This window comes from Methylotenera mobilis JLW8 (genome assembly GCF_000023705.1).
GTDB classification, from domain to species: Bacteria; Pseudomonadota; Gammaproteobacteria; order Burkholderiales; family Methylophilaceae; genus Methylotenera; species Methylotenera mobilis.
The window spans coordinates 338,455-361,640 of the sequence record NC_012968.1; the positions used below are offsets into that span (position 1 = coordinate 338,455).

Consider the following 23,186-nt stretch of genomic DNA (forward strand, 5'->3'; position numbering starts at 1 on the left):
TGAATAATTTTAAGGTGAGTAACACGTGTTAAGTGCCCAGCAGTTAGAAACATACATCACGCAAAATTTGGCGTGTGACTATATAAAAGTATTAGGTGATGACGGTACGCATTTTGAAGCGGTAATCGTCAGTCCTGAGTTTGTTGGTAAGACCATGATTAAGCAGCATCAGTTGGTATATGCAGCCCTGGGCGACAGAATGCGTGCAGAGATTCACGCTTTATCAATGCGGACTTTAACCCCGGAGGCGTGGTTAAAGTTACAGGGTGGCAACTAAGGTAACAACTAAAGCTAGCGTGTGTCTAATTGGATGCAAGTGAAGCTAGATGTAAGTGAAAAGTTTTGTAATTAAGTTTTGTAATTAGGATAAATAATGGATACGCAGGAATTAATCAGAAGTCAGGTAACAGGTAACCCAGTAGTGCTGTACATGAAAGGTAGTCCGAAATTTCCACAATGTGGTTTTTCAAATTTGGCAACGCAAATCCTCAGCGCATGTAATGTAGAGTATGTGGCGATTGACGTGTTGGCAGATCAAAATATACGTGAGGGTATTAAAGTTTATGCAAACTGGCCAACAATTCCACAGTTGTATGTAAACGGTGAGTTTATTGGCGGTTCAGACATTATGCGTGCCATGTATGAAAGTGGTGAGTTGCAAACATTATTGAATGCGACCAAATAATTGGACAAACTGCTGATTACAGGCGGTAACCGCCTTCATGGTGAAGTTGTCGTTTCTGGTGCCAAGAATGCGGCTTTGCCTATTCTGTGTGCATCGTTACTAGCCGAAACCCCTTTACACTTATCTAGCGTGCCTGCCCTTAAAGATGTTGGTTCAACCATTAAGTTGTTGGAGCAAATGGGGGTGAAGACTGAGCGCAACGCGGATAAAGTGTCGCTAGATGCTAGCGTTGTGCATACTAAAGAAGCGCCGTATGAAATGGTGAAAACCATGCGCGCATCTATACTGGTATTGGGTCCACTATTAGCTCGCTTTGGTCATGCTCGTGTTTCATTGCCGGGTGGCTGTGCTATCGGCTCGCGTCCAGTGGATTTGCATATCAAGGGTTTGCAGGCCATGGGTGCGGAAATTCATATCGAGCATGGTTACATTGAGGCAACAACTAAGCATCTGCCAAATCAGCGTTTGCAAGGTGCGCGCTACTATATGGATTTGGTGACCGTTACCGGCACCGAAAACCTGATGATGGCGGCGGCCCTAGCGAACGGTACTACAGTGTTGGAGAATGCTGCCAAAGAGCCTGAAGTGGTTGATATGGCAGAGTGCTTGATTAAAATGGGCGCCAAAATCACGGGTGCCGGTACCGATGTGATTACCATTGAAGGTGTAGAGCGCTTGTCAGGCGCGACACATAATGTGGTGTGTGACCGTATTGAGGCTGGTACTTATATGGTAGCTGTTGCCATGACTGGTGGAGAGGTGACCTTGCGCAATGTGCAGGCACATCTGCTGGATGCGGTGATTGAGAAACTGCGTGAGGCTGGTGCTACCGTGACATCGGATGCAGATAGCATTACCGTGAAGAGTGATGGTCAGTTAAAGGCGGTAAACATTCGTACCGCACCGCATCCCGCGTTTCCAACCGATATGCAGGCGCAGTTTATGGCGCTTAACACTATTGCCTCCGGCGTATCTAAAGTCACAGAAACCATCTTCGAAAATCGCTTTATGCATGTGCAGGAAATGCAGCGTTTGGGCGCGGATATTGGTATTGATGGCAATACCGCCTTGGTTAAAGGTGTGTCCTTCTTAGATGGCGCTACCGTAATGGCAACTGACTTACGCGCTTCTGCAAGTTTGGTGTTAGCCGGCTTGGTGGCCCGTGGCGATACGGTGATTGAGCGTATCTATCACTTAGACCGCGGTTATGAACACTTGGAAGCTAAGTTAAACGCCTTGGGCGCCAACGTAAAGCGAATAGCATAGAGAAAACTGAATAATGATTACCATAGCACTGTCAAAAGGCAGAATTTTTGAAGAAACTGCACCACTGCTGGCGGCAGCAGGGATTCACGCGGCGGAAGATCCAGAAGCATCCCGTAAGCTGATTATAGAAACCAATCGCCCTGACGTACGTTTGATTATCGTGCGTGCGACCGATGTACCGACATACGTACAGTATGGCGCTGCTGATTTGGGTATTGCCGGTAAGGATGTGTTGGATGAGCATGGCGGTGACGGTTTATATCAGCCCATAGACCTGCAGATTGCGAAATGCAAAATGATGGTAGCGGTGCGAGAAGACTTTGATTACTTTGGCTCGATTCGCAGCGGAGCGCGTCTAAAAGTGGTAACCAAATACGTAAAGACAGCGCGTGAGCACTTTGCGGCAAAAGGCATGCACGTAGATTTGATCAAGCTGTATGGCTCTATGGAGTTGGGGCCATTGGTAGGGCTGGCAGATGTGATTGTGGACTTAGTGAGCACTGGCGGCACTTTGCGCGCTAACAAGCTGAAAGCGGTGGAGGAAGTTGGTGATATCAGCTCTAGGCTGGTGGTGAATCAGGCTTCGCTCAAGCTGAATAGAGACAAGTTGCAGCCAATCATGGATGCATTTCAAACGGCAATCGCAAAAAATAAATAATTTAGGCACCTAAAGTTTAAGTACACAGGGATTTAAATAAACAAGGGTTTAGGAAAATACCTAGGCTTTAGGCAAATAAGGTTTCAAATAAGGTTTAGTAATATGAAAATTAGACGTTTTTCTACTGTAGATAGCGATTTTCAGGCGAACTTAAAAGAGCTACTTGCGTTTGAAACTGCACAGGATGATAGCATCGATGCGGTGGTTGCTAACATTCTAAAAGATGTGAAGCAGCGTGGCGACGCGGCAGTGCTTGAATACACCAATCGTTTTGATAAGACCAATGCCAGCCAACTCGCTGAGTTGGAGATTGGTCAGGCTGAGTTGCAAGCGGCCTTAGATGGCTTGCCAGCTGCGCAGCGTGCTGCATTGCAAGCTGCGGCTGACCGTGTAAAAAGCTATCATGAAAAACAGTTGATGAGTTCATGGAGCTACACCGAGGCTGATGGCACTCTGCTCGGCCAGCAGGTCACCTCGCTTGACCGTGTAGGCTTATATGTGCCGGGCGGTAAAGCGGCATATCCTTCATCTGTGTTGATGAATGCGATTCCAGCTAAAGTGGCTGGCGTACAAGAACTGATTATGGTGGTGCCAACGCCGAATGGTGAGAAAAACCAGCTGGTATTGGCTGCGGCTGCCGTTTGTGGCGTAGATCGCGTATTTTGTATCGGCGGTGCGCAGGCAATAGGTGCGTTAGCGTACGGTACAGCAACCGTGCCGCAAGTGGACAAGATAGTCGGTCCAGGTAATGCTTATGTAGCTGCGGCTAAGCGCCGTGTATTTGGCGTGGTGGGGATTGATATGGTGGCCGGTCCTTCTGAAATTCTAGTGATTTGTGATGGTAAAACCGATCCTGACTGGATTGCGATGGATTTGTTCTCACAAGCCGAGCATGACGAGTTGGCGCAATCTATCTTGTTAAGCCCGGATGCAGCGTTTTTGGATCAAGTTGCTGCCAGCATTGAAAAGTTGGTAGAGGAAATGCCACGTAAGGACATTATTACCACTTCCTTGACTGACCGTGGTGCCCTAATCCATGTGCGCGATTTGGATGAAGCTGCTGAAATCAGCAACTACATTGCACCTGAGCATTTGGAGCTTTCTGTCGAAGAGCCGTTGCCATTCAGCAAAAAAATCAAACACGCTGGTGCTATTTTTATGGGACGTGACACCTGTGAGGCTTTGGGTGATTACTGTGCAGGGCCTAACCATGTATTACCTACTTCACGTACTGCTAGGTTCTCCTCACCACTGGGGGTGTATGATTTCCAAAAACGATCAAGTTTAATCATGGTATCTTCTGAAGGCGCACAGGTGTTAGGTAAAGTTGCGGCAACCTTGGCCTATGGTGAAGGCTTGCAGGCGCACGCGCGCTCTGCAGAATATCGCCTTAAGTAATTCTGGCGGCACATGTGGCAGGCAGTTTTGCCGTCACATGTGCTACGCCTGGCGCAATCCGTTTGCAGATTGGCTGCATATTCATTAATTTAGCGTTGGGTCATCTGATGACAGAGCGTATGTCTGAAGGTTTATTATGAGTAAGTATTGGAGCGATGTTGTTCATAAGCTCACCCCTTATGTGCCTGGCGAGCAGCCAAAAATTAATAATTTGGTGAAACTGAATACCAATGAAAACCCTTATGGCCCAAGCCCTAAGGTGCTCGATGCTTTAAAGCTGGAGGCTGCAGGAACCTTACGTTTGTATCCAGATCCTAATTCCGATGCTTTAAAAGCAGCTATTGCTGAAGTGCATCATCTGGATAGTAGCCAAGTGTTTGTGGGTAACGGCTCGGATGAGGTGTTGGCGCATGTGTTTCAAGCCCTGTTGAAGCATGATCAACCATTGTTGTTTCCTGATATTACTTATAGCTTCTACCCAGTTTATTGCGGGTTGTATGGCATCGACTATCAAACTATTCCGTTGGCCGATGATTTTAGCATTCGCGTAGAAGATTACAAAAAGCCTAATGGCGGCATTATTTTCCCTAATCCTAATGCGCCAACTGGTATGCCGCTGCCATTGGCGAAAATTGAATGGCTGCTGCAGCACAATACTGAATCCGTAGTGGTGATAGATGAAGCTTACGTAGATTTTGGTACTGAGTCTGCGGTGAGTCTGATTAATCAATATCCTAACTTGTTGGTTACCCATACCTTATCTAAAGCGCGTTCATTGGCGGGCTTGCGTGTTGGTTACGCATTGGGTTCTGCCACGCTGATTGAGGCGCTGATACGTGTCAAAGATAGCTTCAACTCTTACCCTATTGATAGATTTGCTTCTGCTGGGGCAGTGGCGGCAATGCAGGATGTAGACTGCTTTGAAGCAACCTGCCAAAAGGTGATCGCAACACGCGAGGCTTTGGTCGCGGATATGCAGGCACTGGATTTTGAAGTGTTGCCATCGGGAGCTAACTTTATTTTTGCCAAGCATAAAGTACGCGACGGCGCTGAGTTAAGTGCAAAGCTACGTGAACATAGCATTATCGTGCGTCATTTCAAGTCACCCAGCCGTATTGCACCTTATTTGCGCATTACGATCGGAACCGATGAGCAGTCTGTGCTGCTGCTTAAAGCGTTGAGAGCCATATTGAATTAAAAAAATGTTGCCTGAAGTCTGGTAAAAGAGACTAGCTAAAATACTCAAAGTGCCGCTATGGGCTAGTGTGGTTGTGGATGTTGACTGGGTAAATACGCGAGATCAAACTTTTTATATAGATAAAACATGCAAATTAAGCATTAAAAGTTTGAATTTTCCCACGAAGTGCGGTTATGATAGCGAAATGTGCGTTTTGTGCACAATATAATAATTATTTTTAATCTGTATTTTTAACCTAGGTAAGTCATTAATCTGATTTATTATTAGTTGGAGGATGTATCGTGGCACAAACCCAAATGGCATTAGACTCATTAGATTTCGACGCAACAGTTGCTTTAGCAACTAAGGTTGCTCCACACGTGGATATTTTAGAAATTGGTACACCATGCATTAAGCATAACGGTATCAAATTGCTACAAACATTGCGTGCTAAGTTTCCAAACAACAAAATCTTAGTTGACTTAAAAACAATGGATGCTGGTTTCTATGAAGCTGAGCCATTCTACAAAGCAGGTGCTGACATTTGTACAGTATTGGGTACTTCAGACATCGGTACTATCAAAGGCGTGATCGACGTTGCTAACAAATACGGTAAAAAAGCACAAATTGACTTGATCAACGTTGCTGACAAAAAAGCACGTACACAAGAAGTTGCTAAATTAGGCGCGCACATCATTGGCGTGCACACTGGTTTAGATCAACAAGCTGCTGGTCAAACACCATTCGGTGACTTGGCTCTAGTTGCTGGTTTGAACTTAGGTCTTGAAATTTCAGTTGCTGGTGGCGTTAAAGCTGCTACAACTGCACAAGTACGTGACGCTGGCGCAACTATCATTGTTGCTGGTGCTGCAATCTACGGCGCTGCTGACCCAGCTGCTGCTGCTGCAGAAATCACTGCAATCGCTCATGGCGGTTCAACTGGTGGTTTGTTCGGCTGGATCAAAAAATTATTTAGCTAATCGCTAACTAGTTTGGTAAGAAACCCCAGCCTTAAAACTGGGGTTTTTTTATTTTATACTTTAAAATCATCATGTAGCTATGTGTTACAACCTGGTAATGGGTTAAAATGGATGCTGATAACATAAAACATTAGACTTATGCGTAACGCCAAAATTACTAGAAACACCCTAGAAACTCAAATTACCGTGAGCATCAATTTGGATGGTACCGGTATCTCTCAATTTAACACGGGTTTAGGCTTCCTGGATCACATGTTAGACCAGATTGCGCGTCATGGCATGATGGACATTGAAGTGAATGCCAAGGGTGATTTGCATATTGATGCCCATCACACGGTTGAGGATATCGGCATTACGTTAGGCCAGGCTTTTGCGCAGGCTGTGGGTGATAAAAAAGGGATACGCCGTTACGGCCACGCCTATGTGCCGTTAGATGAAGCACTGTCAAGAGTGGTGCTGGATATTTCCGGACGCCCGGGGTTGGAGTTCGGCTGTACTTTCACACGCGCAGCGATTGGTAACTTTGATGTGGATTTAATCCATGAATTTTTCCAAGGCTTCGTGAATCATGCCAATGTCACTTTGCATATTGATAACTTAAAAGGTCATAATGCGCACCATCAGGCAGAAACCATATTTAAAGCCTTTGGGCGTGCGCTGCGTGTAGCCGTAGAGTTAGACGCGCGCATGGCGGGAATTATGCCATCCACCAAAGGTAGCTTATAAGTCTGCCCAGACCTATCCTTGAAGAGTGACATTCGGCAACATTTAAAATATGAGCACAATTGATATTGCAGTGGTTGATTATGGCATGGGCAACTTACGCTCTGTGTCTAAAGCATTGGAGCACGTTGCTACTACCAAAAATGTAGTAGTGACCAGTAAGCCTGAAGACGTAGCAAAAGCATCACGTGTTGTCTTTCCTGGGCAAGGTGCTATGCCGGATTGCATCCGTGAGTTGGATGCACGCGGTTTGCGCGGAGCGGTACTGGAAGCTGCACAAAATAAACCGTTCTTGGGTATTTGTATTGGTTTACAAATGCTGTTTGAGCAATCAGAAGAAGGTAATGCTGCCGGCTTGGGATTGTTTAAAGGTGGTGTGAAGCGATTCGCGCATGCTGATATGGTCGATAGCCAAGGCGAAAAACTGAAAGTGCCGCATATGGGCTGGAATCAGGTATACCAGTGTCAGCATGCAGAAGCTAAGGCCCACGCGCTCTGGCAAGGCATAGAAGATGGTGCCAGATTTTATTATGTGCACAGCTATTATGTGCAGCCTGCTGATGAGTCGATCATCGAAGGCTATAGCGATTACCCTAAGCGTTTTACCTGTGCAATCGCTAAAGATAATTTGTTCGCAGTACAGTTTCACCCAGAAAAAAGTGCAAATGCCGGCTTGCAGTTGTTGAGCAATTTCGTCAATTGGTCACCTAGCTAAGTTGGCCTAAACTATATAACCAGCTATTCTCTTTTTAACTTTTTCGTATATAGAATTTAATTCTCACTATGTTAATTATCCCAGCAATTGATTTAAAAGATGGTCACTGCGTCAGACTTAAACAAGGTTTGATGGAAGAGTCGACCGTGTTCTCAGAAGACCCAGGTGCAATGGCTAGACATTGGGTTGATCGTGGCGGCAAGCGTCTGCATTTAGTAGACCTGAACGGCGCTTTTGCAGGTAAGCCTGTGAACGAGGGCGCAATTAAGTCTATCGTAAGTGCTGTTGGCGGGGAGATCCCAATCCAGTTGGGTGGCGGCATTCGTGACTTAGAGACCATTGAGCGTTATTTGGATAGCGGTATTGATTATGTGATTATCGGTACGGCTGCGGTTAAAACTCCAGGCTTCTTGCATGAGGCTTGCTATGCTTTCCCTGGGCAGATTATGGTTGGCCTAGACGCTAAAGACGGCAAAGTAGCGATTGATGGCTGGTCCAAGCTAACTGGCCATGATGTGATTGATTTGGCGAAGAAATTTGAGGACTACGGCGTAGAGTCTATTGTTTATACGGACATTGGCCGTGACGGTATGCTCACCGGTGTGAATATCGAAGCCACAGTAGCGTTGGCGCAAGCATTGACCATTCCGGTAATTGCTTCTGGCGGCGTGACGAATTTAGACGATGTTAAGAAGCTGTGTGCAGTGGCCAATGAAGGCATTATCGGCACAATTACCGGCCGCGCAATTTATGAAGGTACTTTAGACTTTGCGGCAGCACAAAAGCTTGCCGATGAGTTAAGTGCATAAGGTTAAGTGAATGGGATTAGCCAAACGTATTATTCCTTGCTTGGATGTCACCAATGGCCGTGTGGTCAAGGGGGTTAATTTCCTAGAGCTCCGAGATGCTGGTGACCCGGTAGAGATCGCTAGGCGCTACGATGAGCAGGGTGCTGATGAGCTGACTTTTTTAGATATCACTGCAAGCTCGGATAACCGCGGCCTGATTCTGCATATCATTGAAGAAGTGGCAAGCCAGGTGTTTATCCCACTCACAGTTGGTGGTGGTGTGCGCGAGGTAGAAGATGTACGTCGTCTGCTCAATGCAGGCGCAGATAAGGTGAGTATTAACACCACAGCGGTGCTTAATCCTAAAGTGGTACAGGACGCTGCTGCCAAGTTTGGCTCACAATGTATTGTAGTTGCGATCGATGCGAAGAAAGTAGATAACCAACCATTCGAGTGGGAAGTGTTTACCCACGGTGGCCGCAAGGCAACCGGTTTGGATGCCGTAAAGTGGGCGGAGTATATGGTAAGCCTTGGCGCCGGTGAGTTATTGGTTACTAGTATGGACCGTGATGGCACCAAAATTGGTTTTAATAATCCGCTGAATAAAGCCATTAGCAATGCGGTGGAAGTGCCAATCATCGCCTCTGGCGGTGTGGGTAATTTACAGCATTTGGTGGATGGCGTAAAAGAAGGTGGCGCGGATGCGGTGCTAGCGGCAAGTATTTTCCACTATGGTGAATACACGGTTAAGCAGGCTAAAGACTATATGGCGCAGCACGGTATTGAGATTAGACGCTAGCAAGAGCTAGAGCGGTTACCTGATGGGGCTGCGCAATACTTGATTCAACAGATATTTCAATAGGTGGTAATGAGATGAATTGGTTAGATGAAGTGACTTGGGATGCCAATGGTCTTGTTCCCGTTATCGCCCAAGAGCATGACACTGGACGTGTGCTGATGTTTGCCTGGATGAATCGCGAAGCCTTGCAGTTGAGTAGCGAAACCAATCAGGCGGTTTATTGGTCGAGGTCACGCAATAAGTTGTGGCGTAAAGGCGAAGAGTCTGGCCATGTGCAGAAAATACATGAGATTCGTCTGGATTGCGATGAAGACGTGATTTTGCTTAAGGTAGAACAAGTTGGCGGCATTGCATGTCATACCGGTAGGCATAATTGCTTCTTTAAGACCTTAAAGGATGGTAACTGGTTGATTGATCAGCCTGTGATTAAAAATCCGGATGAAATTTATAAGCATGAGTAATGATATGAGTGATGTGTTAACCCGACTTTCAGAGTTACTGGAGCAGCGTAAATCTGCCGATCCTGCCTCGTCTTATGTAGCGAAGCTATATGCTAAAGGTATGGACAGCATTCTAAAAAAAGTGGGTGAAGAAGCGACTGAAACGGTGATTGCTGCCAAAGGCGGCAACAAAGAAGAAATCATCTACGAAACTGCAGACTTGTGGTTCCACACCATGATTATGCTAGCAAAGGCTGACTTAAAGCCTGATGATGTATTGGCTGAGCTAGCCAGGCGCGAGGGCCTGTCCGGCATTGTAGAAAAAGCTAATCGCAGCAAGTAAGCCTGAACTGGTTCCGTTTTGCTGTAGCACCGCCGTGTTTGGCGTAATCTTTGGCAGAAAATAGAAAGAATATAAATGAGTGCAGATTGTATTTTTTGTAAGATTGTTCAGGGTGATATCCCTTCCAAGAAAATCTATGAGGATGATGATGTCATTGCCTTTCATGACATACACCCCATTACTAAAGTACATTTCCTGTTAGTACCTAAGTTGCATGTAGAGAGCTTGGCTAGTTGCGGCTCGCAACATCAGGCATTATTGGGTAAGATGTTGTTACTGGCGCCTGAGTTGGCCAAACAGCAAGGGCTGTCTGGTTTCCGCACCATGATTAATACTGGGCGTGAAGGTGGGCAAGAAGTATTTCATATGCACGTGCATGTGTTTGGAGGCGGTAGTACACTGCCTAAAACATAGTTTAATCATATTTAATTAGGAGAGTAGCAATGGGAATCGGAGCTTGGTGGCATTGGTTGGTAGTTTTACTCATTGTGGTGCTCGTGTTTGGCACAAAAAAACTGCGTAATATTGGTGGCGACGTAGGTGGCGCCGTAAAAAACTTTAAAGATGCAGTGAATGAAGGAAAAAATGCTGCTGATACACCGCAACAAGAACAGTCTGCTAATAGTCCCTTGTTGATTGAAGGTGAGGCGGTGGCGGTAGCGCCAGCTAAACCAGCGGCTAAAAAAAGAGCGCCGGCAAAATCCACAGCAAGCAAAACTACCGCAACTAAAGCTAAGTCAACGACAGCAAAAAAAGCGCCAGCAAAAGCTAAATCAACGACTGCTGCCAAATAGCAGTAATGTTGAACACGTCTTTGGTAATAAGGTCTAGGCAGCATGTTTGATATTGCATTTTCTGAGTTGGTTGTCATTGCGATTGTTGCGCTGATTGTGATTGGCCCTGAAAAACTGCCTAAAGTAGCGCGCACCATTGGTACCATGGTAGGGCGTATGCAACGCTATATGGCGCAGATTAAAGAGGAGGTGAATCGTGAATCACGCTTTGCCGAATTGCAAAAGCTGCAGCAAGAAATCCAGCAGGCGACAGAAAGTGCGCAGGCTAGTTTAAAAAGCGGTGTTGACTATATCTCCGAAGCGGTTGATATCCCAGAAACGGTTGATCAGCCCCATCAAAACTCTCATCAGCAGAGCGGTGATAGCGCAAAACTTGCGACTAAACCGCAAGAACATTCCTCTACCTCCGTTAAAGACTAGCGATTGCTGTGACTCCTACAGAAAACTTTATCTCTCACTTAATTGAATTAAGAAACCGTTTACTACGCATTGTAGCTGGCTTTATTTTGGTTTTTATTGCGCTGTTTCCATTCGCCAATGAAATCTACGCTTTGCTCGCGGCGCCTCTGCTAAGCAAGTTGCCGGCAGGTGGGCAGATGATTGCCACAGCAGTGACCACACCGTTCTTCGTGCCGATGAAAGTTGCCATGATGGCCGCCTTCTTGCTCTCATTGCCACATACTTTGTACCAGATATGGTCTTTTGTGGCACCAGGCCTGTATGCGCATGAGAAGAAGTTTATGATTCCTATTATTCTTGCCAGCAGCTTTTTGTTTCTGTCCGGTATGGCGTTTGCTTACTTTTTGGTTTTCCCTGTGATTTTTGGTTTTATCGTAGGTACTGCGCCGGCAGGGGTTGCCGTGATGACCGATATAGGTAACTACCTGGATTTCATCATCACGCTGTTCTGTGCGTTTGGCTTGGCATTTGAAGTGCCGATTGCCGTAGTGATGGCAGCGCGTTTTGGCTGGGTTTCCATCAGCGCGTTAAAGGAGGCCAGAGGTTACGTGGTGGTGGGCGCGTTTGTGATTGCTGCTGTGGTCACGCCACCGGATGTGATTTCGCAATTTATGCTGGCCATGCCGATGTGGCTGCTATACGAGCTTGGTATTGTGGTGGCAAGGTTCACTGCAGCCAAGGAGGACGAAAGCGAACCTACGATTCTGCCGCCGGCATAGTTCCTACTCTGGCGCCGCCACTGGTTTAGGGCGCTTGCCAATAATGATTGCCACATTGGTGATATTGCCATCACGTACAATCTGCATTGTAGCTTTTTGATTGGGTTTTAATGCTGCAATTAAATTAAGCATGCTGCCGCTGTCAGTCACTGGTTTACCTTCGATTGCCACCAAAATATCTCCAGAACGTAAACCCGCACGGTCTGCTGGACTGTGTTTTAGTACGCCAGCAATTAACGCGCCTTGTGCTTTATTTAGTCTAAATGACTCTGCCAGCTCTGGTGTAATGTCTTGCGCTTCTATACCGATCCAGCCACGCGTCACATTGCCCTGTGCCGCAATTTGCTCCATTACTTGGCGCGCTAGCGTGGTAGGGATGGCAAAGCCTATGCCCATAGAGCCGCCGCTACGTGAGTAGATGGCGCTGTTGATGCCCACTAGGTTGCCTTCTGTATTGATTAATGCGCCGCCAGAGTTGCCTGGGTTGATAGAGGCATCAGTCTGGATAAAGTTTTCATAGATATTAATGCCCAAGTGGCTGCGGCCCAGTGCGCTGACGATGCCTTGTGTCACGGTTTGACCAACGCCGAATGGGTTGCCGATGGCGAGGACTACGTCACCTACGCTCAGTGCGTCTGAGCTAGCGAAAGTAATCGCGGGTAAGTCATTGGCTTCAACTTTAATTAGTGCCAAGTCAGTGTCCGGGTCGGTGCCTACTACAGTTGCAGACATTTTTCTGCCGTCAGATAATGCGACTTCAATAGAGTCAGCGGTAGCAATCACATGGTTGTTGGTGAGAATTAAGCCTTGGTTGCTCACGATTACGCCAGAGCCTAGGCTGTTTTCCGGCTGAGCCTGTGGTTCTGGTTCCTCTAGCTGATCGCCAAAGAAGTGGCGAAACGCAGGGTCATCCAATAGGTCTTGATGTGGGTTACTACGCGGCTTTTTGCTGGTGAATATGTTCACCACGGCCGGCATCGCTTTTTTCACGGCGCTGCTATATGAATAAATTGGGCTGCTAATGCTGCCTGGTTCGGCCTGTTTAACTACTAGGGCCTGCTCTCTGAAGCTAAAGAAGTTTGGGTAAAAAATGCGTAAGGCAAATATTAATGCCATGCAGATGGTGGCTGCCTGCGCAAAAATTAGCCATAATCTTTTATGTAGAGAATCATTCATTTTTAGTTACGTCTTAAGTTGGTAATTATTAAGTATGGTAATTAATCAAATTTAATCTAAGGTTGCTGCAGTATTTAATACTGGGTCATGCATCTCACCCTGATATCGGGCCGGTAACTTAAAAATCAATAGCCTATCATTATTAAAGGTTTGAAGCTTATGGTAAAAATCAATGAGTTAAATCATTATACCCAACAACTGATGCAAGTAGCGCGTTTCAAAGATTACTGCCCGAATGGCCTGCAGGTAGAGGGGCGTGCTGAAATTAACAAGATAGTCACTGGGGTGACGGCAAGTATGGCGTTGCTGGAGGCTGCACAGCAGGCAGGGGCTGATTTAATCCTAGTGCATCATGGCTATTTTTGGCGCAATGAGGCACCGGAGTTAGTGGGTGTTAAGCAAAAGCGTATTAAATTCTTGCTGCAGTATGAGATTAATTTGATGGCATACCATTTGCCGTTAGATGTGCATGCTGAGTTTGGTAACAATGTGCAGCTCGGTCGGCTGTTGGGCTTTGAAGCACAAAACTATGTTGGGGCTGACGATTTAATTGCCTATGCCGAGCTGGATGAGGGCCTACCTTTGTCTGCGATTGCGGCTTTGCTCGAGCAGCGTTTGGGGCGTTCAGTGTTGACGATTGGCGACGCGGCGCAAGTAATCAAGAGGGTGGCCTGGTGCACAGGGGCGGCACAAGGTTATATAGATCAAGCCGTTGCACAGGGGGTTGATCTCTATATTAGCGGCGAGATATCTGAGCAAACGGTACATCAGGCGCTTGAAACCGGCGTGGCCTATATATCAGCAGGCCATCATGCAACGGAGCGTTATGGGGTGCAGGCGCTGGGTAAGCATCTGGCAGAAAAGTTTAATTTGGAGCATGAGTTTATTGATATACATAATCCAGTTTAATCGTTTTATTTCAGTCACTTAATAAATAAAGCTTTAATTTGGGGCTGGAAAATTGTATAATCTGCCGCCTAAACATGAAGCCATGTCTATATTTTAAATTGCTTTGGCTGTTAATAAGTAATGCAGGTGATGTCTTAAATTGAAGATAGCCATTTACCCAATAATGTGAGTGTTTAGATATTAGTAGTAAGGTGACGCTGCATGCTTAGCAACGGTGCTGCGTCTAATCCAGTCAATCCTTTCGAGCAAGAGGAAAACATGTCAGACATTCAAAATGACAATCAGCAGGCTGAATCGCAATCGTGCGGTTGTTCCCAAGTAGATCAAGAAAAACGTAACTTTTTAATCGCCACTTCCGCAGTTGGTGCATTGGGCTGTGCTGCAGTAGCTGTGCCCTTTGTAAAAAGCATGACGCCAAGTGAGCGTGCTAAAGCGGCAGGTGCGCCAGTAGAAGTTGATATCAGCAAAATTGAGCCAGGCACTATGATGACGGCTGAGTGGCGTGGTAAACCAGTATGGATTATTAATCGTACTGAAGAAATGACAGCTGAGTTGGCTCAGCATGACGGTCAGTTATCAGACCCTGCTTCTGATGTAACTTCACAACAGCCTGCTTATTGTAAAAATGAAGGCCGTTCTATTAAGCCAAATCTTGCTGTGATTGTTGGTATCTGTACCCATTTGGGCTGCTCACCTAGCGGTAAGTTGCAAAAAGGCGGTGATATGGGTGACGGCTGGACTGGCGGTTTCTTCTGCCCATGTCATGGCTCTAAGTTTGATTTGGCTGGTCGCGTGTTCAAGGGTTCTCCTGCACCTATCAACTTGGTAGTGCCGCCACATAAATACTTGAGTGAGAATCTACTTCTGATTGGTGTTGATACTGAAGAGAAAGCATAATCATGACTGATAAAAATAAATCAGCGCTCGCAAGCGCATTAAATGACGGTATCAATTGGGTAGATGCTCGTTTTCCATTAACGAGTAACGTTAAGGCGCATTTGACCGAATATTACGCACCAAAAAACTTTAACTTTTGGTACTTTTTTGGCTCTTTAGCACTGTTGGTGTTGGTGCTACAAATCTTAACCGGTATTTTCCTGACCATGCATTACAAACCAGACGCAGACTTAGCGTTCGGTTCTGTGGAATATATTATGCGTGATGTGCCATGGGGCTGGTTGATTCGCTACATGCACTCTACAGGTGCTTCTATGTTCTTCGTTGTGGTTTATCTGCACATGTTCCGTGGCATTATTTACGGGTCATACAGAAATCCACGTGAGTTGATTTGGTTGTTTGGCGTGGCAATCTTCTTGGTATTGATGGGTGAAGCATTCTTTGGTTACCTATTGCCTTGGGGTCAAATGTCTTACTGGGGGGCGCAAGTGATTGTTAACTTGTTCTCTGCTATTCCATTTGTTGGTCCAGACGTGTCTGAGTGGTTGCGTGGTGACTACTTGGTATCTGATGCAACACTGAATCGCTTCTTTGCGTTTCACGTGATTGCCTTACCATTCGTATTGGTTGGTTTAGTGGTTGCGCACTTGATTGCTTTGCATGAAGTTGGTTCAAACAATCCTGACGGCGTAGAAATCAAAAAACTGAAAGACAAGAAAACAGGTATTCCTTTAGATGGCATTCCATTCCATCCTTACTACACAGTAAAGGATTTGGTGGGTGTGGCTATGTTCCTGATTGTGTTCTCAGCAATTATTTTCTTTGCGCCTGAAATGGGTGGTTACTTCTTGGAAGCAAATAACTTTGTGCCAGCTGATCCGTTAAAAACGCCAGCACATATTGCGCCAGTTTGGTACTTCACGCCGTATTACTCAATTCTGCGTGCAGTTCCGCCAATCTTTAACTCACAGTTCCCGGGTGTGGCTGCAATGGGCTTGTCTGTAGTTGCATTTGCTTTACTGCCTTGGTTGGATAAGAGCCCGGTGAAGTCTATTCGCTATCGCGGCACTTTGTATAAAAAATGGTTGGTGGCTTTTGTGATTAGCTTCTTGATCCTTGGCTACCTTGGTACTGTGCCATCTAACGTTTGGGGTCAGTTCGGTGCATGGATGGGCGGTGCTGATCGCGCTACTGTGGTTGCACGCGTGTTTACAGTGGTTTACTTCTTGTTCTTTGCGTTAATGCCTTGGTATACGAAAAAAGATAAAACTAAACCAGTGCCAGAAAGGGTAACAGGATAATAACCATGAAAAAATTATTGTTAGCAATGTTGTTGATGCCTTTCCTTGCTGCGCCAATGCTGGCTAATGCAAATGAAAGCGTAAGTTTGGATAAAGCGCCGGTTGATGCTGCTGATCATGAGTCTTTGCAGCGTGGTGCACGTACTTTCGTTAATTACTGTTTAAATTGCCATAGCGCTAATTACATGCGCTACAACAGATTGTTGGAAATTGGTTTGACTGAAAAGCAAATCAAAGACAACTTGCTGTTGGCTGGCGAGAAAATTGGCGATCAAATGAAAGTAGCCATCAATAAAAAAGATGCAGCGAAATGGTTTGGCACTGCGCCACCTGACTTGTCTGTAGAAGTGCGTGCACGTGGCGCAGATTGGGTTTACACCTATATGCGCAGCTTCTATCGCGACAGTACAAGAACAACAGGTTGGAATAACACCGTGTTTGATAAAGTGGGTATGCCACATGTGCTATATGAGTTGCAAGGTGAGCAAGAGTTAAACCATGAATCACATGCCTTGAAACTGGTTAAACCAGGCAAACTTTCTGTTGAAGAGTACGATGCTTTGGTGGGTGATTTGACCAATTTTATGGCTTATATGTCTGAGCCAGCTAAGCAACAAAGAAATCAGCTAGGTTGGTTAGTTTTGCTGTTTTTAAGTGTGTTGTTAGTGCTGACATACAAACTTAAAAAAGCTTACTGGAAGGAAATACACTAAATTATGATGACTTTATATTCAGGGACGACTGATCCCTATAGCCACCGTTGCCGTATCGTGCTGTATGAAAAAGGCATGGATTTTCAGGTGATTGATGTTGACCTGGCCAACAAGCCAGAAGACTTGGCCGTAATTAATCCATATAATCATGTGCCAGTGTTGGTTGAGCGTGATTTGGTGCTGTCAGAAGCGAACATTATCAATGAGTATATTGATGAGCGCTTTCCACATCCGCAGTTGATGCCACCAGATCCAGTGATGCGTGCCCGTGCTAGATTGTTTTTGTATAGCTTTGAAAAAGACTTGTTCAGCCATATTGCTGATATTGAGTCTGGTGACCAAGAAAAAGCGGATAAAGCACGTGCAACAATACGTGACAACTTGACCCAATTAGTGCCTATCTTCGCTAAACAAAACTATTTGTTAGGTGATGATTACTCAATGTTAGACGTGGCGGTGACGCCATTGCTCTGGCGTTTAGGTTACTACGGTATTGAGTTGCCAAATCAAGCTGCACCAATCTTGAAATATGCAGAGCGTTTGTTTTCAAGACCACTGTATGCGGATGCAATGACACCGTCAGAAAAAGCAATGCGCAAGTAGTCATACCGTTTAGATGGCGTTTAATTGAAACTGTTTGATTGGGCGCCATCTAATTTATATCGCTGTAAATGTGCTAGTCATGTCGCTAGCCTCCCAATCTGTAACTGAAGCTATCTTTAACTCTTAAGTAGGTTCGTTCAATATGTCTGAATTAATCCCAACCAAACCCTATATGTTACGTGCGCTGCATGAGTGGTGCGTGGACAATAATCTAACCCCGCATTTGATTGTTGCAGTAAATGCACAGACGCGTGTGCCAATGGCATATGTTAAAGACGGTGAGATCGTATTAAATATTAACTACAGTGCAACAAAAGATTTGCACATAGATAATGATTCTGTGGTATTCTCTGCGCGCTTCGGTGGTGTGTCACAAAATATATATGTGCCCATGAGTGCAGTAAGAGGTGTTTTTGCACGGGAAAATGGTCAAGGAATGTTTTTTGAGGCCGACTTGGAGCAAGAAGAAGTACAGTTTTCAGCGGATCATGCAGAAGAAGATGCAAAACCTGCTGAAAATAAAGAAGAATTAAATAAAAGTAAAAAACCTGTATTAAAAATCGTAAAATAATTTACTTTTATTAAAAGATGCGTATAATACGCAGCTTCACGAAAACGCCGGGTTAGCTCAGTTGGTAGAGCAGCGCACTTGTAATGCGAAGGTCATCAGTTCGATTCCGATACCCGGCACCAGTTTCTTAGCAAATTCCCTGTTGTGCATTTAACAGCAAGTTAAATATTCAGCATGATCGCGGGATCGGTGAGGAGGGGTGGCCGAGTGGTTAAAGGCGACGGACTGTAAATCCGTTCTCTCAGAGTACGAAGGTTCGAATCCTTCCCCCTCCACCAGTTTGTAAAACATATAGTAAGTTGCAGTAATTTGAGCTTGTTGGCGTAGTGGTACATGCGCGGGTGTAGCTCAGTTGGTAGAGCACTTGCCTTCCAAGCAAGATGTCGCGAGTTCGAACCTCGTCGCCCGCTCCATCAGTTGGGTAATGCGAATTAAGCGCCCATGTGGCTCAGTGGTAGAGCACTCCCTTGGTAAGGGAGAGGTCGCGGGTCCGATTCCCGCCATGGGCACCATAACCTTGCGTGTAAAGTTAATAGCAAGTTGCTGTGGCGGTTTGAAGGTTGTTAATAGTGGATGTTTGATGACGAGTAGCTGTTTGGCGAAAGATTAAATATTCTGAATTTGAACAAGTTTTATTAATTCTAATAAAACTTATGGTTAATAAAATATTGTAAAGGACTATAAAGATGGCAAAAGGTAAATTCGAACGGACCAAGCCGCACGTTAACGTAGGTACAATTGGCCACGTTGACCATGGTAAAACAACACTAACAGCAGCGATCACCACTGTGTTAACGAAGAAATTTGGCGGCGAAGCAAAAGCTTACGACCAAATTGACGCGGCACCAGAAGAAAAAGCACGTGGTATTACCATTAACACAGCACACGTTGAGTACGAGACAGCAAACCGTCACTACGCACACGTTGACTGCCCAGGCCATGCTGACTATGTTAAAAACATGATTACTGGCGCTGCTCAAATGGACGGTGCTATTCTAGTATGTTCAGCAGCTGACGGTCCTATGCCACAAACACGTGAGCACATCCTGTTGGCACGTCAAGTTGGCGTACCATACATCGTTGTATTCTTAAACAAAGCTGACATGGTTGATGACGCTGAGTTGTTAGAGCTAGTTGAAATGGAAGTGCGTGACCTGTTGTCTAAATATGACTTCCCAGGCGACGACACACCAATCGTTAAAGGCTCAGCTAAACTAGCGCTAGAAGGTGACCAATCACCAATCGGCGAACCAGCAATCTTTGCATTAGCTGACGCACTAGACAGCTACATCCCAATGCCAGAGCGCGCTGTTGACGGCACATTCTTGATGCCAGTTGAAGACGTATTCTCAATCTCAGGTCGTGGTACAGTTGTGACTGGCCGTATTGAGCGTGGTATTGTTAAAGTGGGTGACGAGATCGAAATCGTTGGTCTAAAAGACACACTAAAAACAACCTGTACAGGCGTGGAAATGTTCCGTAAATTACTAGACCAAGGTATGGCTGGTGATAACGTGGGTGTATTGCTACGTGGTACAAAACGTGAAGAAATTGAACGTGGTCAAGTATTGGCTAAAGCTGGTTCTATCAAACCACACACAAAATTCACAGCAGAAATCTACGTGTTGGGTAAAGATGAAGGTGGTCGTCACACACCATTCTTCCAAGGTTACCGTCCACAATTCTACTTCCGTACGACAGACGTAACTGGCGCAGTTGAATTGCCAGCAGGTACAGAAATGGTAATGCCAGGTGACAACGTATCAATCACAGTAACATTGATTGCACCAATCGCGATGGAAGAAGGCTTACGCTTCGCTATCCGTGAAGGTGGTCGTACTGTTGGTGCTGGTGTTGTAGCTAAGATTATCGAGTAAGATAATTTGTAAGAGTTGCGCAAACAACCCTGCGTAACTCTTATCTAAAGGTTTAAGTACAGGCCAATAGCTCAATTGGTAGAGTATCGGTCTCCAAAACCGAGGGTTGGGGGTTCGAGACCCTCTTGGCCTGCCAAATATATAGTATGGATTACTAATCCAATGAATAACTAGAAATATTCGTATTTCTAGTTATTCGCGTTAGTAAGACCTGAAGTTATTTTAGTCACCATTAAGTAAGTTCTTAGATTAAGACAATTATGCTCAATAAAATTAAGTTGCTATCAGCTGCGCTTTTGCTGGTGGCAGGCATTGCCGGTTTTTACCTTCTAGCAGACAAGCCTACTGTGGTGCGTATTTTGGTTGTGTTGGCAGGTTTGGCAGCTTCGGTTGCTGTACTTTGGACCACGCCGCTTGGTCAGCAATCATTTGGTTTTATTGGTGAAGCTGTTGCTGAGTCACGTAAAGTGGTTTGGCCTACCCGTAAAGAAACAATACAAACTACATTGGTAGTGTTCGTGTTGGTGGTTGTAATGGCTGCATTTCTGGCGCTAGTCGATATCGGATTTGCTTTTATGGTTAAGTGGTTACTAGGACGGGGCGCGTAATGAGTATGAAATGGTACGCGGTGCAGGCTTTTTCAGGTTTTGAAAAATCCGTGCAAAAAGGATTGGAAGAGCGTGTAGTGCGCTCTGGATTGCAAGATCAATTTGGCCAAATTTTAGTGCCAATCGAAGAAGTGATCGAAATGAAAGCTGGTCAGAAAACGATTTCTGAGCGTAAGCTTTACCCAGGTTATGTGTTGGTTCAGATGAACATGACAGATGATACTTGGCATTTGGTGAAAAGCACGCCACGTGTAACAGCATTTATTGGTGGTAGTGCGCAAAAGCCAACACCAATTAAAGATAAAGAAGTTGATATCATCTTGCAGCGCATTGATGATAGTAAGAGCAATCCTACACAAAAACTTACCTTTGAAAAAGGTGAGTCAGTTCGTATTACTGATGGTCCATTTAAAGACTTTTCCGGCAATGTTGAAGAAATTAACTACGAAAAGAGCAAATTGCGCGTTTCTGTGGTTATTTTCGGTCGCTCTACACCGGTTGAATTGGAATTTAGTCAGGTAGAAAAAGAAGTTTAGTAGTAAGTAGTAGTTTTTATCAACGGGGAGCTTTGATTTAGGTTGAAGCGTTAACACCCATATTAGGAGTAATAGCATGGCAAAGAAAGTTATTGGCTATATCAAACTGCAGATTCCTGCAGGTAAAGCTAATCCAAGCCCACCAGTAGGTCCAGCATTGGGTCAACGTGGTTTGAACATCATGGAGTTCTGTAAAGCGTTTAACGCGGCAACACAAGGTGTTGAGCCAGGTTTGCCAATCCCAGTAGTGATTACTGCATTTGCGGACAAGAGCTTCACATTCGTGATGAAATCTCCTCCAGCAACTATTTTGATCAAAAAAGCGGCTGGTATCACTAAAGGTTCACCTCGTCCACATACTGATAAAGTTGGCAAAATCACTCGTGCACAAGCTGAGGATATTGTTAAAACTAAACAAGCTGACTTGTCTGCTGCTGATATGGATGCTGCTGTTCGCACTATCGCAGGTAGCGCTCGCAGTATGGGTATTGAAGTGGAGGGTGTATAACATGGCTAAAAGAATTAACGCACTACGTGCAAAAGTTGATCGTAATAAATTGTACCCAGTGGCTGAAGGTTTAACTTTAGTAAAAGAAAATGCAACTGCGAAATTCAATGAGTCTATCGATGCGGTAGTTAACTTGGGTATTGATGCGCGTAAATCAGACCAATTGGTTCGTGGCGCTATCGTGTTACCTAACGGTACAGGTAAAACTACACGTGTTGCTGTGTTCGCACAGGGCGCGCAAGCAGAAGCTGCTAAAGCAGCTGGTGCTGACATTGTTGGTTTTGAAGATTTGGCTGAGCAAGTTAAAGCAGGTCAAATGGACTTTGACGTTGTGATCGCTACACCAGATGCAATGCGTATCGTTGGTGCTTTGGGTCAAGTGTTGGGTCCACGTGGTTTGATGCCTAACCCAAAAGTAGGTACTGTAACACCTGATGCAGCAACAGCAGTTAAAAATGCTAAAGCTGGTCAAGTGCAATACCGTACAGACAAAGGCGGTATCATTCACTGCACAATCGGCCGTGCTTCTTTCACAGTTGAACAATTGCAAGGTAACTTGGCTGCATTAGTAGATGCTTTGAACAAAGCTAAACCAGCTGCAAGCAAAGGTGTTTACCTGAAAAAACTATCTGTATCTAGTACTATGGGTGCAGGTGTGCGTGTTGATCAAGCAAGTTTGGTTGCTTAATTTAGAATAATGGGTGAGGCGCTTTGCCTCACCTATATAGTGCTTTGGGCTCGTTTCATTTGCTTACTTACAGTGATGCAATTGAGATGAGGTTATCAAAGACCGTAGGTGTCGTTTCGATTTAATCTGGTTTTGTATGCGGTTGGTTAGAGCTTAGGCTTTAATTGCTAACAGCAAAACCTGGCCTACGCAGATGGCGTATCCCTATAACAGGTTAATCCTGATAAAAGGTCGCCGTAAAAGTGGTTTTTATAATTTTTATTATAAGAGCTGATTCTGTTTTAGAAATAAAGCAGAGATTTTAACGGAAGGAGAAAGACCTTGAGTCTAAATCTTACAGAGAAAAAAGCGGTAGTTGCTGAAGTAAGTGCACAAATTGCACAAGCACAAGCGATTGTTCTTGCTGAGTATCGTGGTATGGGCGTAGCCAATATGACGGTATTACGTGCAGATGCCAGAAAATCAGGCGTGTATCTACGTGTGTTGAAAAACACGCTAGTACGTCGCGCGGTTGAAGGTACACCATTTGCAGCATTAGCAGACCAAATGGTTGGCCCATTGGTATTCGGCATTTCAGCTGATCCAGTATCGGCAGCTAAAGTACTGAACAATTTTGCTAAAACTAACGATAAATTCGTTATTAAAGCAGGTGCGGTGCCAAATCAATTGATGGATGTTGCTGGTGTTCAAGCATTAGCATCTACATTAAGTCGTGAAGAGTTGCTTGCTAAATTTGCTCGCACACTTAACGAAGTGCCTACTAAGTTCGCTCGTGCTATTGCAGCAGTTCGCGACGCTAAAGAAGCAGCTTAATTCATCAGTTCACTTATTTATAGCAATATTATTTTATTTTAG

General features: G+C 45.2%; 29 protein-coding genes, 5 tRNA genes and 1 pseudogene. 34 read left to right on the top strand and 1 reads right to left on the bottom strand.

Annotation, left to right across the window (positions count from 1 at the left end; genetic code table 11):
- The first annotated feature begins 25 nt into the window (after nucleotides 1-25).
- The 17 genes and pseudogenes from MMOL_RS01560 to tatC all read left to right on the top strand — a co-directional run bounded on the left by MMOL_RS01560 (nucleotide 26) and on the right by tatC (nucleotide 11,944).
- Nucleotides 26-277 carry a BolA family protein gene (locus MMOL_RS01560; RefSeq protein WP_015831259.1) on the top strand — a complete coding sequence of 84 codons (252 nt, stop codon included), beginning with the start codon at nucleotides 26-28 and terminating at the stop codon, nucleotides 275-277.
- Between the two features lie 96 nt (nucleotides 278-373).
- Nucleotides 374-685: a Grx4 family monothiol glutaredoxin gene (gene grxD, locus MMOL_RS01565; RefSeq protein ID WP_015831260.1), complete on the top strand. Its 312-nt coding sequence runs from the start codon at nucleotides 374-376 to the stop codon at nucleotides 683-685.
- Nucleotides 686-1,951, top strand: a complete 1,266-nt coding sequence (murA, locus tag MMOL_RS01570; RefSeq protein WP_015831261.1) for a UDP-N-acetylglucosamine 1-carboxyvinyltransferase — start codon at nucleotides 686-688, stop codon at nucleotides 1,949-1,951.
- Nucleotides 1,952-1,964: 13 nt separating this feature from the next.
- Entirely contained in the window at nucleotides 1,965-2,609 is a 645-nt protein-coding gene (hisG, locus tag MMOL_RS01575; protein ID WP_015831262.1) for an ATP phosphoribosyltransferase, read from the top strand.
- A 102-nt stretch (nucleotides 2,610-2,711) separates the two neighbouring features.
- Nucleotides 2,712-4,007 (top strand): histidinol dehydrogenase, encoded by a 1,296-nt coding sequence (gene hisD / locus MMOL_RS01580; protein ID WP_015831263.1) that lies wholly within the window; start codon nucleotides 2,712-2,714, stop codon nucleotides 4,005-4,007.
- 136 nt (nucleotides 4,008-4,143) lie between these two features.
- Nucleotides 4,144-5,205 carry a histidinol-phosphate transaminase gene (gene hisC, locus MMOL_RS01585; RefSeq protein WP_015831264.1) on the top strand — a complete coding sequence of 354 codons (1,062 nt, stop codon included), beginning with the start codon at nucleotides 4,144-4,146 and terminating at the stop codon, nucleotides 5,203-5,205.
- A 281-nt stretch (nucleotides 5,206-5,486) separates the two neighbouring features.
- Nucleotides 5,487-6,164, top strand: a complete 678-nt coding sequence (gene hxlA, locus MMOL_RS01590) for a 3-hexulose-6-phosphate synthase (RefSeq protein ID WP_041928514.1) — start codon at nucleotides 5,487-5,489, stop codon at nucleotides 6,162-6,164.
- Between the two features lie 138 nt (nucleotides 6,165-6,302).
- Nucleotides 6,303-6,890 (top strand): imidazoleglycerol-phosphate dehydratase HisB, encoded by a 588-nt coding sequence (gene hisB, locus MMOL_RS01595; RefSeq protein ID WP_015831266.1) that lies wholly within the window; start codon nucleotides 6,303-6,305, stop codon nucleotides 6,888-6,890.
- A 49-nt stretch (nucleotides 6,891-6,939) separates the two neighbouring features.
- On the top strand, nucleotides 6,940-7,602 hold the full coding sequence (gene hisH / locus MMOL_RS01600; RefSeq protein WP_015831267.1) for an imidazole glycerol phosphate synthase subunit HisH: 663 nt from the start codon (nucleotides 6,940-6,942) through the stop codon (nucleotides 7,600-7,602).
- Between the two features lie 68 nt (nucleotides 7,603-7,670).
- Complete coding sequence (hisA, locus tag MMOL_RS01605) at nucleotides 7,671-8,411, top strand: 1-(5-phosphoribosyl)-5-[(5-phosphoribosylamino)methylideneamino]imidazole-4-carboxamide isomerase (RefSeq protein WP_015831268.1); 741 nt, start codon at nucleotides 7,671-7,673, stop codon at nucleotides 8,409-8,411.
- A gap of 10 nt (nucleotides 8,412-8,421) precedes the next feature.
- Complete coding sequence (gene hisF, locus MMOL_RS01610) at nucleotides 8,422-9,189, top strand: imidazole glycerol phosphate synthase subunit HisF (RefSeq protein ID WP_015831269.1); 768 nt, start codon at nucleotides 8,422-8,424, stop codon at nucleotides 9,187-9,189.
- 74 nt (nucleotides 9,190-9,263) lie between these two features.
- Nucleotides 9,264-9,650 (top strand): phosphoribosyl-AMP cyclohydrolase, encoded by a 387-nt coding sequence (gene hisI / locus MMOL_RS01615; protein WP_015831270.1) that lies wholly within the window; start codon nucleotides 9,264-9,266, stop codon nucleotides 9,648-9,650.
- A 4-nt stretch (nucleotides 9,651-9,654) separates the two neighbouring features.
- The gene (locus MMOL_RS01620) at nucleotides 9,655-9,972 is read left to right on the top strand and encodes a phosphoribosyl-ATP diphosphatase (protein ID WP_015831271.1); all 318 of its coding nucleotides are present in this window, start codon (nucleotides 9,655-9,657) and stop codon (nucleotides 9,970-9,972) included.
- A 75-nt stretch (nucleotides 9,973-10,047) separates the two neighbouring features.
- Entirely contained in the window at nucleotides 10,048-10,386 is a 339-nt protein-coding gene (locus MMOL_RS01625; RefSeq protein WP_015831272.1) for a histidine triad nucleotide-binding protein, read from the top strand.
- Nucleotides 10,387-10,415: 29 nt separating this feature from the next.
- Nucleotides 10,416-10,559 (top strand): annotated as a pseudogene (gene tatA / locus MMOL_RS12215) (twin-arginine translocase TatA/TatE family subunit); the annotation flags it as partial.
- Nucleotides 10,560-10,808: 249 nt separating this feature from the next.
- Nucleotides 10,809-11,186, top strand: coding sequence for a Sec-independent protein translocase protein TatB (tatB, locus tag MMOL_RS01635; RefSeq protein ID WP_015831274.1), 378 nt, complete (start codon nucleotides 10,809-10,811; stop codon nucleotides 11,184-11,186).
- Between the two features lie 8 nt (nucleotides 11,187-11,194).
- The gene (gene tatC, locus MMOL_RS01640; protein ID WP_015831275.1) at nucleotides 11,195-11,944 is read left to right on the top strand and encodes a twin-arginine translocase subunit TatC; all 750 of its coding nucleotides are present in this window, start codon (nucleotides 11,195-11,197) and stop codon (nucleotides 11,942-11,944) included.
- A gap of 3 nt (nucleotides 11,945-11,947) precedes the next feature.
- Here the strand turns inward: tatC and MMOL_RS01645 are convergent, their stop codons facing one another.
- Nucleotides 11,948-13,120, bottom strand: coding sequence for a Do family serine endopeptidase (locus MMOL_RS01645; RefSeq protein ID WP_015831276.1), 1,173 nt, complete (start codon nucleotides 13,118-13,120; stop codon nucleotides 11,948-11,950).
- A 159-nt stretch (nucleotides 13,121-13,279) separates the two neighbouring features.
- Between MMOL_RS01645 and MMOL_RS01650 the strand changes: the two genes are divergently transcribed.
- The 17 genes from MMOL_RS01650 (at nucleotide 13,280) to rplJ (ending at nucleotide 23,144) form a co-directional block, all read left to right on the top strand.
- On the top strand, nucleotides 13,280-14,029 hold the full coding sequence (locus MMOL_RS01650) for a Nif3-like dinuclear metal center hexameric protein (protein ID WP_015831277.1): 750 nt from the start codon (nucleotides 13,280-13,282) through the stop codon (nucleotides 14,027-14,029).
- 258 nt (nucleotides 14,030-14,287) lie between these two features.
- Nucleotides 14,288-14,926: a ubiquinol-cytochrome c reductase iron-sulfur subunit gene (gene petA / locus MMOL_RS01655; protein WP_041928630.1), complete on the top strand. Its 639-nt coding sequence runs from the start codon at nucleotides 14,288-14,290 to the stop codon at nucleotides 14,924-14,926.
- A 2-nt stretch (nucleotides 14,927-14,928) separates the two neighbouring features.
- Nucleotides 14,929-16,227, top strand: a complete 1,299-nt coding sequence (locus MMOL_RS01660; protein WP_015831279.1) for a cytochrome b — start codon at nucleotides 14,929-14,931, stop codon at nucleotides 16,225-16,227.
- Nucleotides 16,228-16,232: 5 nt separating this feature from the next.
- Nucleotides 16,233-16,940 carry a cytochrome c1 gene (locus tag MMOL_RS01665; RefSeq protein ID WP_015831280.1) on the top strand — a complete coding sequence of 236 codons (708 nt, stop codon included), beginning with the start codon at nucleotides 16,233-16,235 and terminating at the stop codon, nucleotides 16,938-16,940.
- 3 nt (nucleotides 16,941-16,943) lie between these two features.
- Nucleotides 16,944-17,543 carry a glutathione S-transferase N-terminal domain-containing protein gene (locus MMOL_RS01670; RefSeq protein WP_015831281.1) on the top strand — a complete coding sequence of 200 codons (600 nt, stop codon included), beginning with the start codon at nucleotides 16,944-16,946 and terminating at the stop codon, nucleotides 17,541-17,543.
- A 142-nt stretch (nucleotides 17,544-17,685) separates the two neighbouring features.
- Nucleotides 17,686-18,114 carry a ClpXP protease specificity-enhancing factor gene (locus MMOL_RS01675; protein WP_015831282.1) on the top strand — a complete coding sequence of 143 codons (429 nt, stop codon included), beginning with the start codon at nucleotides 17,686-17,688 and terminating at the stop codon, nucleotides 18,112-18,114.
- Between the two features lie 46 nt (nucleotides 18,115-18,160).
- Nucleotides 18,161-18,236: transfer RNA gene (locus MMOL_RS01680), tRNA-Thr, on the top strand.
- 71 nt (nucleotides 18,237-18,307) lie between these two features.
- Nucleotides 18,308-18,392 (top strand) — tRNA-Tyr (locus tag MMOL_RS01685).
- A 59-nt stretch (nucleotides 18,393-18,451) separates the two neighbouring features.
- A tRNA-Gly gene (locus tag MMOL_RS01690) sits at nucleotides 18,452-18,527 on the top strand.
- Between the two features lie 24 nt (nucleotides 18,528-18,551).
- Nucleotides 18,552-18,626, top strand: a tRNA-Thr gene (locus MMOL_RS01695).
- A 174-nt stretch (nucleotides 18,627-18,800) separates the two neighbouring features.
- On the top strand, nucleotides 18,801-19,991 hold the full coding sequence (gene tuf / locus MMOL_RS01700; protein WP_015831283.1) for an elongation factor Tu: 1,191 nt from the start codon (nucleotides 18,801-18,803) through the stop codon (nucleotides 19,989-19,991).
- 60 nt (nucleotides 19,992-20,051) lie between these two features.
- A tRNA-Trp gene (locus MMOL_RS01705) sits at nucleotides 20,052-20,127 on the top strand.
- A gap of 124 nt (nucleotides 20,128-20,251) precedes the next feature.
- Nucleotides 20,252-20,599 carry a preprotein translocase subunit SecE gene (secE, locus tag MMOL_RS01710; RefSeq protein ID WP_015831284.1) on the top strand — a complete coding sequence of 116 codons (348 nt, stop codon included), beginning with the start codon at nucleotides 20,252-20,254 and terminating at the stop codon, nucleotides 20,597-20,599.
- Nucleotides 20,599-21,135, top strand: coding sequence for a transcription termination/antitermination protein NusG (gene nusG, locus MMOL_RS01715; protein ID WP_015831285.1), 537 nt, complete (start codon nucleotides 20,599-20,601; stop codon nucleotides 21,133-21,135). The genes secE and nusG overlap by 1 nt, the downstream gene beginning before the upstream one ends.
- Nucleotides 21,136-21,211: 76 nt before the next feature.
- Nucleotides 21,212-21,643: a 50S ribosomal protein L11 gene (gene rplK / locus MMOL_RS01720; protein WP_015831286.1), complete on the top strand. Its 432-nt coding sequence runs from the start codon at nucleotides 21,212-21,214 to the stop codon at nucleotides 21,641-21,643.
- Between the two features lies 1 nt (nucleotide 21,644).
- Complete coding sequence (gene rplA, locus MMOL_RS01725) at nucleotides 21,645-22,331, top strand: 50S ribosomal protein L1 (protein ID WP_015831287.1); 687 nt, start codon at nucleotides 21,645-21,647, stop codon at nucleotides 22,329-22,331.
- A gap of 321 nt (nucleotides 22,332-22,652) precedes the next feature.
- Nucleotides 22,653-23,144, top strand: a complete 492-nt coding sequence (rplJ, locus tag MMOL_RS01730) for a 50S ribosomal protein L10 (RefSeq protein WP_015831288.1) — start codon at nucleotides 22,653-22,655, stop codon at nucleotides 23,142-23,144.
- Nucleotides 23,145-23,186: the final 42 nt, after the last annotated feature.

Excerpts from the sequence above, each read along its gene's own strand:
- grxD (WP_015831260.1), top strand. The coding sequence starts at position 374 with ATGGATACGCAGGAATTAATCAGAAGTCAGGTAACAGGTAACCCAGTA.
- hisG (WP_015831262.1), top strand. The coding sequence starts at position 1,965 with ATGATTACCATAGCACTGTCAAAAGGCAGAATTTTTGAAGAAACTGCA.
- hisD (WP_015831263.1), top strand. The coding sequence starts at position 2,712 with ATGAAAATTAGACGTTTTTCTACTGTAGATAGCGATTTTCAGGCGAAC.
- hisC (WP_015831264.1), top strand. The coding sequence starts at position 4,144 with ATGAGTAAGTATTGGAGCGATGTTGTTCATAAGCTCACCCCTTATGTG.
- hisB (WP_015831266.1), top strand. The coding sequence starts at position 6,303 with ATGCGTAACGCCAAAATTACTAGAAACACCCTAGAAACTCAAATTACC.
- hisH (WP_015831267.1), top strand. The coding sequence starts at position 6,940 with ATGAGCACAATTGATATTGCAGTGGTTGATTATGGCATGGGCAACTTA.
- hisA (WP_015831268.1), top strand. The coding sequence starts at position 7,671 with ATGTTAATTATCCCAGCAATTGATTTAAAAGATGGTCACTGCGTCAGA.
- hisF (WP_015831269.1), top strand. The coding sequence starts at position 8,422 with ATGGGATTAGCCAAACGTATTATTCCTTGCTTGGATGTCACCAATGGC.
- hisI (WP_015831270.1), top strand. The coding sequence starts at position 9,264 with ATGAATTGGTTAGATGAAGTGACTTGGGATGCCAATGGTCTTGTTCCC.
- MMOL_RS01620 (WP_015831271.1), top strand. The coding sequence starts at position 9,655 with ATGAGTGATGTGTTAACCCGACTTTCAGAGTTACTGGAGCAGCGTAAA.
- MMOL_RS01625 (WP_015831272.1), top strand. The coding sequence starts at position 10,048 with ATGAGTGCAGATTGTATTTTTTGTAAGATTGTTCAGGGTGATATCCCT.
- tatB (WP_015831274.1), top strand. The coding sequence starts at position 10,809 with ATGTTTGATATTGCATTTTCTGAGTTGGTTGTCATTGCGATTGTTGCG.
- MMOL_RS01645 (WP_015831276.1), bottom strand. The coding sequence starts at position 13,120 with ATGAATGATTCTCTACATAAAAGATTATGGCTAATTTTTGCGCAGGCA.
- MMOL_RS01650 (WP_015831277.1), top strand. The coding sequence starts at position 13,280 with ATGGTAAAAATCAATGAGTTAAATCATTATACCCAACAACTGATGCAA.
- petA (WP_041928630.1), top strand. The coding sequence starts at position 14,288 with ATGTCAGACATTCAAAATGACAATCAGCAGGCTGAATCGCAATCGTGC.
- MMOL_RS01660 (WP_015831279.1), top strand. The coding sequence starts at position 14,929 with ATGACTGATAAAAATAAATCAGCGCTCGCAAGCGCATTAAATGACGGT.
- MMOL_RS01665 (WP_015831280.1), top strand. The coding sequence starts at position 16,233 with ATGAAAAAATTATTGTTAGCAATGTTGTTGATGCCTTTCCTTGCTGCG.
- MMOL_RS01670 (WP_015831281.1), top strand. The coding sequence starts at position 16,944 with ATGATGACTTTATATTCAGGGACGACTGATCCCTATAGCCACCGTTGC.
- MMOL_RS01675 (WP_015831282.1), top strand. The coding sequence starts at position 17,686 with ATGTCTGAATTAATCCCAACCAAACCCTATATGTTACGTGCGCTGCAT.
- tuf (WP_015831283.1), top strand. The coding sequence starts at position 18,801 with ATGGCAAAAGGTAAATTCGAACGGACCAAGCCGCACGTTAACGTAGGT.
- secE (WP_015831284.1), top strand. The coding sequence starts at position 20,252 with ATGCTCAATAAAATTAAGTTGCTATCAGCTGCGCTTTTGCTGGTGGCA.
- nusG (WP_015831285.1), top strand. The coding sequence starts at position 20,599 with ATGAGTATGAAATGGTACGCGGTGCAGGCTTTTTCAGGTTTTGAAAAA.
- rplK (WP_015831286.1), top strand. The coding sequence starts at position 21,212 with ATGGCAAAGAAAGTTATTGGCTATATCAAACTGCAGATTCCTGCAGGT.
- rplA (WP_015831287.1), top strand. The coding sequence starts at position 21,645 with ATGGCTAAAAGAATTAACGCACTACGTGCAAAAGTTGATCGTAATAAA.